The 16,212-nt window shown below is 40.9% G+C and carries 16 protein-coding genes; 12 read left to right on the top strand and 4 right to left on the bottom strand.

The genetic code is table 11. The features are described from left to right. The first annotated feature begins 3 nt into the window (after positions 1-3). The 12 genes from ACE2AL_RS17965 to ACE2AL_RS17910 all read left to right on the top strand — a co-directional run bounded on the left by ACE2AL_RS17965 (position 4) and on the right by ACE2AL_RS17910 (position 10,827). Positions 4-2,694: an outer membrane usher protein gene (locus ACE2AL_RS17965; RefSeq protein ID WP_206083369.1), complete on the top strand. Its 2,691-nt coding sequence runs from the start codon at positions 4-6 to the stop codon at positions 2,692-2,694. A gap of 35 nt (positions 2,695-2,729) precedes the next feature. Next, positions 2,730-3,482: a fimbria/pilus periplasmic chaperone gene (locus ACE2AL_RS17960; protein WP_206083370.1), complete on the top strand. Its 753-nt coding sequence runs from the start codon at positions 2,730-2,732 to the stop codon at positions 3,480-3,482. Positions 3,483-3,495: 13 nt separating this feature from the next. Then, on the top strand, positions 3,496-4,077 hold the full coding sequence (locus tag ACE2AL_RS17955; protein ID WP_206083371.1) for a fimbrial protein: 582 nt from the start codon (positions 3,496-3,498) through the stop codon (positions 4,075-4,077). Beyond that, a complete protein-coding gene (locus ACE2AL_RS17950) occupies positions 4,070-4,624 on the top strand; it encodes a fimbrial protein (RefSeq protein WP_206083372.1) in 555 nt (184 codons plus the stop codon). Before ACE2AL_RS17955 ends, ACE2AL_RS17950 begins: the two co-directional genes overlap by 8 nt. An 11-nt stretch (positions 4,625-4,635) precedes the next feature. Next, positions 4,636-5,121, top strand: coding sequence for a fimbrial protein (locus ACE2AL_RS17945; protein WP_241016808.1), 486 nt, complete (start codon positions 4,636-4,638; stop codon positions 5,119-5,121). Then, positions 5,121-5,651, top strand: coding sequence for a fimbrial protein (locus ACE2AL_RS17940; RefSeq protein WP_206083373.1), 531 nt, complete (start codon positions 5,121-5,123; stop codon positions 5,649-5,651). Before ACE2AL_RS17945 ends, ACE2AL_RS17940 begins: the two co-directional genes overlap by 1 nt. 17 nt (positions 5,652-5,668) lie before the next feature. Continuing rightward, positions 5,669-6,511, top strand: a complete 843-nt coding sequence (locus tag ACE2AL_RS17935) for an adhesin (protein ID WP_349415527.1) — start codon at positions 5,669-5,671, stop codon at positions 6,509-6,511. 14 nt (positions 6,512-6,525) lie between these two features. After that, positions 6,526-6,798 carry a helix-turn-helix domain-containing protein gene (locus ACE2AL_RS17930; protein ID WP_206083375.1) on the top strand — a complete coding sequence of 91 codons (273 nt, stop codon included), beginning with the start codon at positions 6,526-6,528 and terminating at the stop codon, positions 6,796-6,798. A gap of 358 nt (positions 6,799-7,156) precedes the next feature. Further along, a complete protein-coding gene (locus tag ACE2AL_RS17925; RefSeq protein ID WP_206083376.1) occupies positions 7,157-8,125 on the top strand; it encodes a siderophore ABC transporter substrate-binding protein in 969 nt (322 codons plus the stop codon). A 3-nt stretch (positions 8,126-8,128) separates the two neighbouring features. Beyond that, on the top strand, positions 8,129-9,091 hold the full coding sequence (locus tag ACE2AL_RS17920; RefSeq protein ID WP_206083377.1) for an ABC transporter permease: 963 nt from the start codon (positions 8,129-8,131) through the stop codon (positions 9,089-9,091). Continuing rightward, positions 9,078-10,067, top strand: a complete 990-nt coding sequence (locus tag ACE2AL_RS17915) for an iron chelate uptake ABC transporter family permease subunit (protein WP_047757179.1) — start codon at positions 9,078-9,080, stop codon at positions 10,065-10,067. The genes ACE2AL_RS17920 and ACE2AL_RS17915 overlap by 14 nt, the downstream gene beginning before the upstream one ends. A 1-nt stretch (position 10,068) precedes the next feature. After that, the gene (locus tag ACE2AL_RS17910) at positions 10,069-10,827 is read left to right on the top strand and encodes an ABC transporter ATP-binding protein (protein ID WP_206083378.1); all 759 of its coding nucleotides are present in this window, start codon (positions 10,069-10,071) and stop codon (positions 10,825-10,827) included. An 89-nt stretch (positions 10,828-10,916) separates the two neighbouring features. Here ACE2AL_RS17910 and ACE2AL_RS17905 read toward each other — a convergent pair whose 3' ends face one another. The 4 genes from ACE2AL_RS17905 to ACE2AL_RS17890 form a co-directional block, all read right to left on the bottom strand. After that, on the bottom strand, positions 10,917-12,380 hold the full coding sequence (locus ACE2AL_RS17905) for a hypothetical protein (RefSeq protein WP_206083379.1): 1,464 nt from the start codon (positions 12,378-12,380) through the stop codon (positions 10,917-10,919). A 211-nt stretch (positions 12,381-12,591) separates the two neighbouring features. Further along, positions 12,592-13,092: a RidA family protein gene (locus ACE2AL_RS17900; RefSeq protein WP_206083380.1), complete on the bottom strand. Its 501-nt coding sequence runs from the start codon at positions 13,090-13,092 to the stop codon at positions 12,592-12,594. A 124-nt stretch (positions 13,093-13,216) separates the two neighbouring features. Continuing rightward, positions 13,217-14,635, bottom strand: a complete 1,419-nt coding sequence (locus ACE2AL_RS17895; RefSeq protein ID WP_206083381.1) for an FAD-binding oxidoreductase — start codon at positions 14,633-14,635, stop codon at positions 13,217-13,219. A gap of 883 nt (positions 14,636-15,518) precedes the next feature. Next, complete coding sequence (locus tag ACE2AL_RS17890; RefSeq protein WP_349415528.1) at positions 15,519-16,181, bottom strand: DUF1028 domain-containing protein; 663 nt, start codon at positions 16,179-16,181, stop codon at positions 15,519-15,521. Positions 16,182-16,212: the final 31 nt, after the last annotated feature.

Genomic DNA, 16,212 nt, shown 5'->3' with positions numbered 1-16,212 from the left:
ATTATGGCTCTGTTATTAAAAAGTAAAAATAAAGTATCTAATAACTCAGTAAGTTATTTTTTAACACCTGTAGCGGCTATGGTGTTCATTGCAATTGCTCATATAAATTTAGCTAATGCGAATAATGATAGTATTGAGTTTAATACCGATGTTTTAGATCTTCAGGATAAAAGCAATATTTCTTTAAATGAGTTCTCTCGTGCTGGCTATGTGATGCCAGGGAAATATCCATTTAAGGTTAATTTAAATAACCGAGACCTCGCTGATAGCTTTGATATTGAATATATCGCTGATCCCAATGATCCTAGTATCACTACGCCATGCTTGACGGCAAATATTGTCGATAGCATTGCTTTACGAGACGAATGGAAAAAAAAGGTTCAGTTTGATAGCAAAGGGCAATGTTTAATTCCTGAAAGTATTCCAGGAATGACAATAGCTGGCTCGTTGGCTAAAGAAACTGTCACGTTGACTGTACCACAGGCTTATATTGAGTTTACTTCTGATAATTGGGATCCGCCATCCCGCTGGGACGAAGGTGTACCTGCCTTACTTTTTGACTATAACTTGAATGCTAACATCACAAGACCTGCAGATTCAGCCAATACCCAATCATTAACAGGGAATGGAACAACTGGCTTTAACTTAGGTGCATGGCGCTTTAGAGCAGATTGGCAAGCAAGTTATAATCGCACTAATGGGCAATCCACAGACCGTCGTTGGGATTGGAGCCAATATTACGCTTACCGAGCTGTAAAAGAGCTAAATGCAAAGCTGACAATGGGTGAACAGTTTTTGCGTTCAGGGCTGTTTGATTCATTCCGTTATATGGGGGCAAGTTTGATCTCTGATGAGAGAATGCTGCCGCCAAACTTACGTGGTTACGCACCTGAAGTTACAGGTGTTGCAAGAACAAATGCAAAAGTCATTGTAACTCAGCAAGGGCGAGTGATTTACGAAACCCAAGTCGCACCAGGGCCTTTTCGTATCCAAGATTTAAGTGATGCTGTTAATGGTAAGTTAGATGTACGGGTTGAAGAACAAGACGGCTCAGTACAAGAATTCCAGATGAATACTGCATCAATACCGTATTTGACTCGACCTGGTTCAGTGCTTTTCAAAGTTGCGGGTGGTCGCCCAAATAATATGGATCATAAAACCGAAGGGCAAGGGTTCGTCATGGGCGAATTCAGTTGGGGTATCTCTAACGGTTGGTCATTATTCGGTGGTGGGCTTGCAGCAGGTGACTATAACGCATTATCACTCGGTGTTGGTCGAGATTTGCTAGCCTTCGGTGCTATCTCATTCGATGTGACTGAATCACGCGCAAAACTAAAAACGGATAACAAAATTTATACAGGTGCATCGTATCGTTTAAGTTATTCAAAACGTTTCGAAGATTATGATAGCCAAGTGACGTTCGCAGGTTACCGATTCTCTGAGCGTGACTTTATGAGTATGAATCAATACTTAGATCGTCGCTACAGAGGCGTGGAGTTTGATAACAGTAAAGAGTTATACACCATTACGTTTAATAAATACTTTACAACTGCAGATCTGACGGCATATCTGAACTATAACCATGAAACGTATTGGAATAAACCAGCAGCAAAACGTTACAACCTTTCCGTTGCTAAATATTTTGATCTTGGTCGTTTTAAAAATATTAACTTAAGTCTCACGGCATTTCGTAACAAATTTGATAATAAAAACAATGATGATGGGTTATACATGAACCTGTCTGTGCCTTGGGCGGATAGAGCGTCCATAAGCTACAACAACATGATCACAAAAGACGGTAACTCACACACTGTCAGCTATTTTGACGCCATTGATGATAAGACAAATTATCGTGTTGGAACTGGGTTGAGTAGTCGAGGTCGTGGAACTATCGATGGCTTCTACACGCGTTATGCTGATTTGGCAACGATGACAGCGAGTACGAGCTATATCAATGGTGATACATCTTCAGCCGCATTCTCATTACAGGGTGGTGCAACTGTAACAGGCCACGGTGCTGCATTACACCGTATCAATACACCAGGCGGAAGCCGAGTCATGGTCAGTACAGAAGGTGTGGGGAACGTGCCTATTCAAGGTTTTGGGCCAAATACAGAAACTAATATGTTCGGTAAAGCTGTCGTTGCAGATATCAGTGACTATTACCGTACCAGTACGCGAATTGATGTGACTAACTTGCCTGACAATGTGGAAGCAGTTCGAACATCTCAGCCAATTACACTGACAGAAGGTGCCGTCGCTTACCGTGAGTTTGAAGTGTTATCAGGGATAAAAACGATGGTTAGGCTTGCGCTTGCAGATGGTAGCTATCCACCATTTGGTGCAACAGTACGAAATGAGAAAAACAGAGAGTTAGGTATCGTTACGGATAATGGTTCTGTGTATATCTCAGGTGTGAATCCAAATGAAGTGTTGGATGTTTATTGGGATGGTAGCGTGCAATGCAAGATTCAGATTCCTGAAAATATTAGCACGGCAGAGTTTAATTCCCTGTTATTACCCTGTACTAACAGCCCGAATGCCAAGCCTGGTTATATACCAGCAAAAGCGGTACCCGTGGGGAAACCAGCGCCAGCTTATAAGCCAGCGCCAATTCAGCAGGGAGTCGCACCGAGTCAGCGTTGGTTATTGAAGCCACCGGATCTCGCTCAAATTATCGATTATACCGAGTAAACCGGGTTATTAGAGTTTAAAAAGAGTTGGTACTTATGAATATTAAAAAAATTGCGTTTTTTACGACAACAATTACGTTATCGACTGTGCTGTGTGGCCAAGCGTTAGCTGCCATTGCACTGGATAGAACCCGTGTCATTTATAATGGCGCTGATAAGACTATCAGCTTAAATATTAAAAACGAAAACACTGAATTACCTTATCTTGCGCAAGGTTGGATTGAAGATGAGAATGGTAACAAAATTGAAAGTCCATTAACGGTTTTACCGCCAGTTCAACGCGTAGAAGCAGGTGAAAGTAGCCAAGTTAAGATTCAATCGCTCCCTGATGTATCCGCATTGCCACAAGATAGAGAAAGTGTTTACTACTTTAACTTACGTGAAATTCCACCACGTAGTAAAGAAGCTAACGTATTGCAAATTGCACTGCAGACACGCATTAAGTTGTTTTATCGACCAAAAGCGCTATATGCCACACGTACTGACCTCGAAAACCCATGGCAGGAAAAAATTACGTTAACGCGCAAAGGTGATGCTTATGAAGTCAGTAATCCAACGGCTTATTTTGTCACCATTGTGGATGCCAGTTCAAAAGTGGGTGGTGATACGGTTAAACAATTTGAACCAGTGATGATTTCGCCAAAAAGTAATGGAATGCTAAAAGGCAGTGCAAGTTCAATGGGTGCAAAACCAGTTCTAACGTATATCAATGACTATGGCGGAAGGCCAAAATTAACGTTCGGCTGTGCAGGCACAACATGTAAAGTTGAATCTTCGACGGACAGATAACGGAGAATAATGTATGAAAAGGACTCTCCTGTTTAGCGCTATTATATTCAGCGTCGCGCCTGTGTTTACCAGCAGCGCAGATAGTTGGGATATAGAGGGTTTACATGGAACATTGACAGTAAATGGCATGATGACAGAAGCAGCTTGTACTATGGATGTGACTAATTCAATGCGCCAAGAAGTGTCTCTAGGGGAGATCCCTTCATCTTCACTCCGTAAACCAGGTGATAGAGCTGAGCCTGTCTCATTCGAATTAGAATTTAGGCATTGCATTCGCACGGCAAGCCGAATGAGAGACATTCGAACCGATACGCCAATTTGGGATGCGATGCAACCTGTGATAACCGTCTCTTTTGTTGCGGTATCAGATAAATATTTCCCTGAAATGTTGAGTGTTAAAGGTGTCTCTGGTTTGGCATTAGAAGTCACTGATGCGCAAAGAGGTGATATTCGGCTTGGAAGCCAAGGGCGTCCTCAGTTTCTTGATGCACCACAGGGTACTCTTCAATATTTTGTCACGCCAGTGAGGACCCCAGAAAAACTAACGGAAGGAAGTTTCAGCGCTGTAATGGACTTTAAGGTGGATTATGAGTGATTTAAATAAGCAGAGGTACCTGCTGGCATTCTGCCTTGCTGGAATATTTTCAACGTCAGCTTCATATGCAGGGCTACCAGACTCACGTATTAGCCCTTCAGCGGGAACAAGGGCAACGATAACTCCTGGTATGGTGACCGTTCCGATTAAAGGCGTTGTTTTAGCACCACCACCTTGCGTCATTAATAACGGTAATATTGTCAAGGTGGACTTTCAAGAAATCATGAGCACGCGGATTGATGGCTCTGCTTACGCTAAGCCAGTTAATTACAATATAAAGTGCGATAAAAGACCCACTGAACAAATGAAAATGACCCTGGTTGGGATCCCAATATCTTTTGATTCAGGGGCAGTTGAAACGGATATTCCTGGCTTAGGTATTGCGTTTCGTTATAACGGAAACAAACTTCGCTTAAATCAAGAAATTAAGTTTGTTTATCCCAATGCACCTCAATTTGAAGCGATACCTGTTCGCGATTTATCGAAAACACTGACACAAGGTGGTGCTTTTCGTGCAGGTGTCACTATCAAACTTGATTATCAATAAGGGGAAGAACAATGCAAAAATTTATAAAAAAACTTCCTCTGGTAATGAGTTTGTTAGTTATACCTACGGGTATAGCTATTGCTGATGACGTGGAATTTACAGGCACTTTATTAATACCACCTCCGTGTACTGTATTTGAAGATAAAGTGGAAGTTATTGATTATAAAGATATTGGCTTACATAAAATTGATGGTACTAACTTCACAAAACCGATTAATTATGCGTTGAAATGTGATGCGAATTTAAAAGGTTGGGATTTAATACTCACTATTAAGGGGACGGCAACTGATTTTGACAAAGCCGCTCTGCAAACCAATATTCAAGACCTTGGAATGCGCATTACACAAAATGGCCTTGGTTTTGAAATTAATAAGCCAATGAAAATTGTTTATGGGCAAGCGCCTGTTCTCGCGGTGGTGCCTGTGAAGAAACCAGGCATTACGTTGCCAGAAGGAAGCTTTACCGCAACAGGGACATTGCTCGCGGAGTACCAATAATGAACAAATTAATTCAATGTGCAGTTGCTGGTGCTTTATTCATAAATGTGAATGCGGCTTTTGCTGTACCAGATAACTTAAAAATTATCGGTAACTTAGTGGAAGAACCCTGCACAATTTTACCTGGTGATGAAAATATCCCGATGGATTTTTTTGATACGCCAGAAAAGAACTTTTATGCCTATGGCGAAACGGTACCGAGGGAGTTTGCGATTAAATTAGCAGACTGTGATACCACAATTGGTAAATCTGTTGAGGTGACTTTCTCAGGAACACCAAACCTCGCATTACCTGGTTTTTTAGCGCTTTCAACAAGCAGTGTGGCATCAGGTTTTGCTGTGGGACTGCAAAACAGTGATAAAACAGCGCTCGATATCGAAAAAAAAGGCGCGAAGATTACATTACAAAATGGGGCTAACCAACTGCGCTTTTATGCCTATTTAAAAGGTGAGCCTGAAGCGATTAAGAACAAGACAATTAAAGTGGGGCCATACAGTGCCGTGGCCACATTTAAATTAGATTATGAATAATAAGGCTGTGAACTAATATGAAAGTTTTCTTATCTCTATTAATTGGTGCAGTCATGTTTTCATCTTCTGCATCGGCATCCATATTCTCTTATATCACAGAGTCAAAGCCAGGAGCCAATCCAGCTAGAGGGGATGCAGACTATAAATATGTTATAGCCCGTTGGGATCCTGAATCACCCAGTGTGATGAACCCTTGCTATGGTTGGTCTCAATGTTACCTCACCATTAGCCATAAACATACAGCGAATGGAACGCCTGGTGCGGCAACAGTAAAGATTGCTGAAATTTCTAAGTACCGGACGATGAGAGAGGTTCAGAACATCCCTGGAGTGATGACTAAAGCACTGGCTCCTGCAACACAATGGGCTGTACACACAGGTGTCAGGTTACAGAATAACCAAGAATGTGTGGGATTATTTTATCAAGAGACGACAGGCGTGACAAATAATGGAGGGTTAATCCCTGGTTCATTATGTGGTATTGCACCTCCACCAATTGGCGCCTGTAAGATCAATAACAGTATCCCAGATATTAACTTTGGTGCAATTAGTGAAGCTGATCTCGCAGGGCAAGCAAAAGAAGTCCCCATCACTGTAACATGTAATCTAGCGATGGATGTGCTGGTTGTCGCAACAGGGGTTAACGTTACAAATGGTCGGGTTAACTTAAAGCCAGATGGTAGTTTATATGCCAACTTATTTTTAGGGGCGAATAACACGCCAGGAGAGGCGGGTTATAAATTTTATGTGCCTGCTGGGGGAACAAATACCGTCAACCTGAAAGCCGTATTAGGGACGAATGGTCGTGTTCAACCTGGCACATTTGAAGGCGCGGCAGCCCTTATTCTAACTGTACCTTAATAAATGGTGAAAATATGTATTCAGAAAACGGTAGTGAAAAAATCCATTATATGGTCGGTCAAAGGATCTTAGAGAAACGCAGAGAGCTCGGTTATACGGGTTTTCAACTGGCTCAACTGTTAGGTGTAAGCCAGCAACAAATCTCTCGTTATGAAAGAGGGAAGATCAAAATTGACCTGTTTCATTTATTTAAACTTTCATTTTTGATGGAAACACCAATTGATTGGTTTCTGGAAGATATCAGCTCCCAACTCATTGAAAATGGGCGGCTAGATGACATTCATTGATGAGCGTTTAAATTGGTATTAATGATAAATAGGCTGGGATTATAATTTCTGTCGTTCGTTATAATTGAGCTGCCAGAATGCAAATGTAGTTGAAGACTCAGCCTATTTGTTTTTGCCCTGTATTTAGGGCGTTGATTATCCATCATTTCAATGAGTTCCTTTCTAATATTTCTTTCCTACGCTTTATTTTGATTGATATCCATTTATAGAATTGGTGATTTTGTGCGTTCTAACATCTTTTTAGCAAATGCAAATGCAAACTAATATCATTAGCGCTTAATAACGTGTAAGATACCCCCCTCTTCGAGACGTTGACATTTTATCGTCAGTACTTTTATAGATGGATGGAGGAAATGAGATGTTTGCAAAATCATTAGTTTCAGGTCTTGCCTTATTATCCGCTTTAGTTTTGGCGGGTTGCGATAACGCAAAAGAAACGCCAGAAACAACCCAAGCGGCAGAGAAACAAACCATTACAATTGAACATGTACAAGGCAAAACTGAAATTCCTCGCCATCCACAAAAAGTGATTGTCATGAACATGGAAACGCTGGACATCATGGATGCATTAGGTGCACCCGTCGCAGGGGTTCCACAAACCAACGTACGTTTTCCTGAATTCTTAACGAAATACAGTGGCTCTGAGTATGTGAATGGCGGAACGCTGTTTGAACCTGCTTATGAAACATTAAGTAACGCAAAACCTGACCTGATTTTAGGTGGTAGTCGTGCTCGTGATGCATATGATAAATTGAGCGGCGTTGCTCCAACGATTTCTTTAGATATCGACAACAAAAACTTTATCGGTAGCTTAACTGAGCGTACTAATGAGCTTGGCGCCCTGTTTGGTAAAGAAGAAGAAGCAAAAAAACTGATTGCCGATTTCAATACCAAAATTGACGGTATTAAAACTAAAGCCCCAACTGCGGGTAAAGCGATGGTGATTTTAGTCAGTGGCGGTAAAATTTCTGCTTATGGCCCAGGTTCACGTTTTGGCTTTATTTTTGATGTGTTAGGTTTCGAGCCTGCATATGTCTTTGAAGAAAACACGGGTCGTCACGGCAACATCGTCAATGCTGAATTACTGGTAAAATTAAACCCAGATTGGCTGTTTGTGATTGACCGTGATAGCGCGATTGGTAAAGCAGACGCACAACCTGCAGCGGAAGTACTTGATAACGCATTAGTGAGAAAAACAGCTGCATGGGAAAAAGGCCAGATTACTTACCTTGACCCAACAGCGGTATACATCTCAGGTGGTATCCAGACCTATTCCAAATTAATGGATGATATCAATAACGCATTAGAGAAGAGCCAAGCAAAATAACCAATGAAAACGCTTTATCTTTTTTGTGGAATTATCACGTTATTGGTTTTAGCGGTATTAAGCTTGTTTGTTGGAGCGGGTGACGTGTCACCCGTTTCGCTTTTCACCGACCCAGAGATGCAAGACATCTTTTTTATTAGCCGAATTCCTCGAACCGTCTCCCTAATTCTAGCCGGCAGTGCCATGAGTGTTGCAGGGCTTATCATGCAATTACTCACACAAAACCGCTTCGTTGAGCCCTCGCTTGCGGGTACAACACAGTCTGCCAGTTTAGGCTTACTGGTCGTGATGATTCTATTCCCAGCGGCAAGTATTATGACCAAAATGGTCGTTGCAAGTGGCTTTGCCCTGATTGGCACGATGCTGTTTATGCTGTTATTACGCCGTGTCATTTTAAAATCAGCGTTGATAGTACCATTAGTGGGTATCATGTTAGGTGCGGTGATTAGCGCGTTAACTATCTTTACAGCCTATTATTTTGACTTACTTCAGTCCCTTGGGGCATGGATGAGCGGCGACTTTTCTAGCATCATTCAGGGTCGCTATGAATTGCTTTGGCTGGTGGGCATTCTCACGTTAATCGCCTGCTGGATTGCAGATAGTTTTACTGTTGCTGGTATGGGCCGTGAATTTTCCATTAATGTGGGGCTCAATTATCGTAAAGTCATGACCATCGGCTTATCCATTATCGCGCTGATTAGCGGTGTCGTGGTCGTTGTGGTTGGTGCGTTACCTTTCCTAGGCTTAATTATTCCAAATCTTGTGAGCTTAGTGATGGGGGATAACATTCGCAAAACCATTCCGTGGATATGTATTGCGGGTGGTGGTTTAGTTTTACTGTGCGACATTATTGGGCGTTTGATCCGCTATCCATTTGAAATCCCTGCGAGTGTGATTCTAGGTGTGGTTGGCGCTGTTATTTTCTTATATTTATTGTTGAAGCAACAACGTTATGCAAAAAGTTAACTCCGCAATTGCGTTAGCAAAACCTAAAAAAGGGTTAACGCCACTGCAAAGAATATGGATATTGTTGGCTTTATCGCTGCTATCCATTGTGCTTTATATGACAATCAACTTAGGCAATAACCTTGCGTATATTCTACCGCATCGTGGTTATATCGTGTTGACCATGATTGTTGTGGCGTTTGCAGCGGGGGTATCGACAGTATTGTTCCAAACCATTGCAAATAATAAAATATTGACGCCATCAATCATGGGACTTGAGGCTTTGTTTGTCTTGTTGCAAACCGTCTTTATTTTTTATACTGACAGCTTCCCTGCTTCATGGTTACTAAATATCGGTAAGTTCCTGTTGGAATCGACTTTGCTTGTGCTGTTTTCGGTTCTGCTTTATCGCTGGTTATTTGTCTCTGTGAAAATGAATATCAACCTGGTATTGATGGTAGGTATCATTTTAGGCACGTTATTTCGCAGTGTGGCCACATTACTTCAGCGTCTAATGGATCCAAATGAGTTTTCCATTTTACAAAGCCGCATGTTTGCAACGTTCACTCGAGGTACGCCAGAGCTTATTTTCTTTACCTTGCTTATTACTGTTGTCGTTGGCGTTCTCTTGTGGCGGATGCGTTATTGCTTTGATGTCTTGGCATTAGGGCAGGCCAATGCCGTTAATTTAGGGATTAATTATCGCCAACAAGTCACGGTTATTTTACTGCTGATTTCCATCTTAGTCGCTATCTCAACCGCCTTGGTTGGGCCTTTAACCTTCTTAGGACTGATGGTGGCAAACTTGGCTTACTTTATCAGTGGGAGTAGCCAGCACCGCTATTTATTACCCGTGTCTTTCTTGTTAGGTGTGATAGCGCTGATTGGCGGACAGCTCGTTCTTGAATATGGTTTAAATATGGCGGGAACCTTGTCCGTTGTTATTGAGTTTGTTGGCGGAATATTCTTTATTTATATGGTGTTAAGAAGGTTTTAGTATGATTGAGATTAGTCAGATATCGAAAAGTTATCAGGATACTAAGGTCTTAGATAACGTCACAACAACCATTAAAAATAGCGGTATCACTTCGATTATTGGGCCCAATGGGGCAGGTAAATCCACCTTACTGTCGATTATAGGCCGTTTGTTAACACCCGATGAAGGCGGTCATGTTAAGGTCAATGAATTAGATGTTTCGACAACACCAAGCGATAAGTTAGCCAAATGTTTATCTGTCTTGCGCCAAGAAAACCAGTTTGCGAGCCGTTTAACAGTAGAAGAGCTTGTGGGGTTCGGGCGCTATCCCTACACTAAAGGGCGTTTAAACCTTGAAGATAAACAGAAAATTGATGAATCACTGTCATTTCTGAATTTATCTGATTTACGCCACCGCTATTTAGATGAGCTTTCTGGTGGACAACGCCAGCGTGCTTATGTGGCAATGGTTCTGTGTCAAGATACCGAATACGTTCTACTGGATGAGCCCTTAAATAACCTCGACATGAAACACGCAGTGATCATGATGAAGTTATTGCGCCGCGCCGCAGATGAGCTGGGTAAAACGATTATTTTAGTGATCCACGATATCAACTTCGCATCCGTGTATTCAGACTACATTGTTGCATTAAGAAATGGCCGTTTGTCTTATCATGGCAAGCCTGAAGACATCATGAAATCAGAAATTATTGAGGATATCTTTGACACGCCGGTTGATATTAAGCAGGTGGATGACCAGTATATTGCTTTGTACTATTAACTCTTTTAAATTTTCGTCATCCTTTAGGTTGTAGCCGTGGCGGCTACAACCTAAATTAGTCAAAATAATAGGATAGGAAAATAAAACGCCTACGGTGAAATCTCAATATCTTCATCGGTTGTCAGTAAGTCTAGTGACTGCAACACTTCTAAACGTTTTATCCCATCGGCATTGACTACTAAGCGCGCCAGTTCATTGTAGGTTTTTTTATTAATAGTGACGCGGCGGCAAAGGTAAATGTGATACACCTTTTCACCAATAATTGCAGGTTCATCATCATTGACAGTTAATTCTTCATAACTGATATCAATATATTTCAGGAAATCCGAAATATTAAAACGCGTAATATCAGCGATTGATGACTGGTTTTTTTCAAACACTGAATGGCGGTTATGCAGTAGCACATCTTTGCGATAATACAGGATATCTTCCATTCGCTGGACATTAACTAAATTGACCCAATGGGATTTTTGCCTCATCTCACGGATATCTGGGGAGAGTGAGTTTTCACTAATAAAGCGAAAAGACTCTTTACAAATACCCACAGGTGCTTTTACACCCTCACGATAAATACGTAATTGGCGGTCAGGGATCCATTTTTGGAATAGGCGATACAACTGCTCTCGACCTACTTCTTTCAGCCTATCTTTGAAGATATAACCGATGACCATCGCCAAAAATAAATTTGCACTTAAGGCTCCATATTTTCCCTGCCAGAAAAAGGCGATAACAGTAGCGAAAAGCATTGAAATTGCAGCAGCAATACCATAAATAGAGTGTAATAGCAGGGGAAGTCCCCGTTTATGACGAATTTCTAAATAGAGATATCGATTGATATATTTTTTCAATAAATTACGACGATAAGTCACCAACTCAGCATCGGTTTCATCACTAGGGAAACAATCAGGGTATTGTTTTTTCAGGTAACGCATTTCTTGATACCAAAAATGACGTATTTCTTCCCGTAATGGCATGTGTTTATCGGCTAACAAATCACGTAAATAATTTATGGTGTAGTAAGTCATAAACTCGTCACAGTATGAAAACGCGTTGGAATGAATATGTTTTTCAATCAGGGTGGCCTGAGTGGCGAGCTCACGATAAACAGATAGGCATTTTGCAATATTTGCCATTAATTCCGTTAAATATTCCGCAGTCTTCCGTTGTGGGTTTTGGCTCACCATTTTGATATTAATTCGTACGGTTCGCTTAAAGGTTAAGGTATAGCGCTTAAGCCTATTTTCATACTCATCTAGCGAGGGGGGATTGAGTGGATCACACTGCTCCAACCAACGTTTTAAATCGTCTAACTCCCCGTTTTCTTCCGGTAAAGCAGACAGTTTTACCGTAGGAGGGCTGAGCCGAATGTAATTTTTAAGGCTGCGCTGTAGGCTAGAGGCTGTGTATAAGTCAGGATTGATTTGCAGCGAAGAAGGCAAAAAGAAAAAGGTCTCTACTTGGTAGCGGATCTCTTTAGACTTACGTGGAATTGACACTTTTTGTTTAATCTCAAACTGTTTTTTTCCATGGATCTTGAGAGATTCTTTAATCATATTGCGCCTTTATTGGGAACTTTTATCTTTTTTGCTTCTTTATCAATCAATGAAGCATAACATGGTTTTATAAAAACCATAAAATAGCGGAAATCACGGTGACAGTCTGTGAAAGACAATGAAAAAGTATTGCGAGGGAAGGGGGAAGAGAGAAAATATAACGAGGCATATTGCTATGCCCCATTATCGATTCGCTATTCGTTAGAATAACTTATTTTTTCGCAGCAGGACGAACCGCTGTTACTTCAATTTCCACTCTCCAAGCTGGGTTAGCCAGTTTAGCGACTTGGAAAGTTGAACGAGCTGGTAGGTTAGTCACTTTCTCAGACTCATAGAACTTGTTGTAACCAGCCATAAAGCCAGCAAAGTCCATAGTCCCTTGAGTTTCTTCACCACCAACTAAGAATACTTGCATTTTAACAACGTCGTTCATAGTCAAACCCATACCTTCAAGGTTAGCTTGGATTTGTTTTAACACGTTGATAGTTTGTGCTTCGGTATTACCGTAAGACTCTAAAACGCCTTCTTTGGCATCTGCAGAGATTTTAGAAGGAACTTTTCCGCTTAGGAAAATAAGGTTGCCCGCGCTGATTTCTACTGATTCAGAGATAGGGAATCCTTTCACAGGAACGCGTTTAACATCTTCAGCTGCATTTGCACTCGCTACACCTAAAATCAAAGGCAGAGAAAGCAATAAAGTTTTATAGCGCATGTAAACTCCTTAACATTATCAAAGTAAACGGGAACTATCAGTTTCACTTAAGGCCAGTTTTTAGTTTAGCCTAATTCCATTGACTGATAGATCCCAGTAAAAAAAAACGCGACTTTTTCGCTTATTAGTTAAAACGAGAAAGTTTGTACGGCGTTGGATCGATAAATGGTGTTTCACCCATTAACAATTCAGCCGTTAAGCGACCAGATGCAGGACTTTCAGTCATACCCCAACCTGTTGCGGTATTGATGACTAAACCTGGATACTGTTCGACTGTTGAAATAATTGGAATTTCATCATCTGTTGGTGCAACGGTACCACCCCAACGTTCAACTACTTTAGACTCTTTAAATACTGGGAATTCTTTTCTCAGTCTTTCCAGAACGCCATCTAAGTGTTCATTGTTTGGTGTATTGGTTGCAGTACGGAATTCTTCAAATGGTGTTTTCTCATCTAAATTCCAAGATGTCGACATCATGAAGGAGTTAAATAAGTCTTTACCAATAGAGAATTCTAATGGTAATTCTCCGCCGCCTAATACGTGTAGGAATCTTGGGCCTAACAGGAAGCTGTCTTTAACGATAGAGCTGGTAAAGATACGTGGTGCAACCGCGTAGGTACCATCTGCTTGTTCACGGAAGTGAATACCGTTAGGTAAGTGGACGTTGCCTTTCGGTGCACCAGGAACGCCTGAAATACGTTGTTGTGACAGATAAACGTTCAGTGTTGGAACATCAACACCTAAGTTACCCATAAACAGGCGAGACCAAATACCACCAGTCAGAACGACGCGAGAGGTTTTGATAGCGCCTTTTTCAGTCACAACATCAGAAATTTTACCGCCCGCTGTTTCAATGCCGCGTACTGCACAATTGGTATAGATACGGATACCGATTGATTTTGCGTAGTTTGCCATTGCTGGGGTGACGGTTTCTGGGTCAAGGCTACCTGAATCTTCTTCAAATCCACCGATTTTCCATGGAGTTTGAGCATCAACCAGGCGATTTGCCAGTTCAGTACCTTCGATCATACGGGTACGTAATGGGGTATCGAAACCTGGGTTTTCAGAAGCAGCTTTGATCCAAGCTCTTGAAACTTCTAAATCTTCTTCGCTTGAAGGAACTTCAACACGGCCTTGAACACGGTAGCTAGTATCAGCACCGATTTTTTCGTTCATACCGAGCCATTGGATTTTTCCGTAGTGGTGTAAAGGGAAAATCGCTGGTGAGGTTTTATAGCTGATGATTTGGCTATATGCACGGCCTGATTGCTCACCGCCGACAACGCCTTTTTCACAAATAACAACATTCAAACCTTTTTCAGCAAGGTTAATGGCTGTCATGATCCCTTGAAGGCCAGCACCGATGATGACTGCATCTGCAGACTCAGGTAATTTGCCTTCAGTGCCAGCAACAGCTGGTACGCGCGATGGTGTAGATTCGAAACGGCCTTCACGACGGATCATCGGAACAACTGTTGCACCCCCTGCCAGAACACCAGCAGCACCAACCCCTAATAATAGCTTTCTTCTCGAGATTTTCATCTATAACCTCAATAACAATCTTGTTTTTTATATAGTAAATAATTTCAAATTGAGATAATGATCTTATCATATATTTTGAAATTGTTAAGTGGGGGTAGCATTTGTTAATAAAAGTCGATTAAATGAATATGAACGTAAATTGGTGTGCTCAGTGCTGTAAAGGGTTTGTCGGAGATCATTCAAATTTATGTATTAGCTAATTAATGATTTTGAAATATTAATGTAATTAAAAGTGTACGGGTGTAAAGTTAATTATTGTACTTAAGTTGTGCTTTTTGGTATTAATGCAGTGAAAAATTAAAATAATGAATGACAGAACAAAATGCTAAATATAGGTTAAGTCATGTAGCTAATCATATAATATAAAAATAATTTTTTAATTAAATGCTTGCGCTAATTTCATTCAACTTTTGATTAATTAAACGACAGATTTCATCTTCTGAATGGTAATACTCTGATTTGGTGTATTAACTTTGCTTTTTGATTTGCTTATGAATCTATCATTATGAAAAATAATAGTTTTTAAATTTATTTTTAATTGATGAATGACCTAGTGTTGATGAGGGTAATAACTTGGGGGATTTAAAATGATTTATTTCACGATGAAAAATAAATATAACCAACGCGTTGTTTATTTGAGCGAATACTCAGATATATCAGAATGTGAAATAGGTGAGATAAATATAGTGGGATTAAAGATCGAATTGTTTAATTAAATATTATTAATAAATCTATTAATTAATAATATATTTATAAAATTTCTTGTGATAAAAATACAAAAATATTAAGCACCTATCAGTTAGATGGAAAAATAACCATCTAATAATGGGGTGTATATCATTCAGTTATTTTACTTTATTGGTCGATATACACCACATAGAGGTTAATTATTAGTAATATATTCATTTCCTGTGGGGATCTGAGCGAAAAAATCAGCATAATCCTCGGCACGAACCTGTTGAAGGATGATCTCTAGCTTAGTTAAGGGGGCTTCTGACCAGTCACAACGTATATCAATATCGGCATATTGGCGGTTACTCCATATTTTTAGCGCGGCTGAACGTATGCCACGATAATCCCCACCTGATTTTGCGCCTGCTTGCATAGCGAGTAATAGCCTATCGGCGAGTTCAAGACCCCTATTTTTCTGGTAGCACTGGTGCATGGCATCAATGACTTGTTCACCCACTAACATATTTCCCGCTATCGCAACATTTTTTTCTGACAAGCTCCCGCACCAAGGCAAACAAGCTTGCCCAGTCCAATCTGCACTATTGCCAGCATTGTCGATAATAACCCACTGCCGTCGTTCAGGAGTTTCATCTTCCGTTAACAATCTGTTGAGGCATGAACTTGCAAATAGACCATGCTGTAAGTGCTCAATGCCCCTTAAACCTGCAATGGGATTTGTCATGGCTTGTGTGGCGATTGCACCAGCATAACTTGCACCATGCAGGACTAACGCCCCTACAGCAGGGCCGCCAGTTGCCGTTGCTGCACCAATTTTCCCTGTTTGTGGACAACGCGCCACAATTGAAAATGTCATTTTACACCTCATAAATTAGACATCGATCAAA

The organism is Providencia xihuensis (assembly GCF_041953405.1).
GTDB classification, from domain to species: Bacteria; Pseudomonadota; Gammaproteobacteria; order Enterobacterales; family Enterobacteriaceae; genus Providencia; species Providencia vermicola.
The sequence above is the reverse complement of the archived record's forward strand: the minus strand, read 5'-3'. Positions and strand labels throughout refer to the sequence as shown.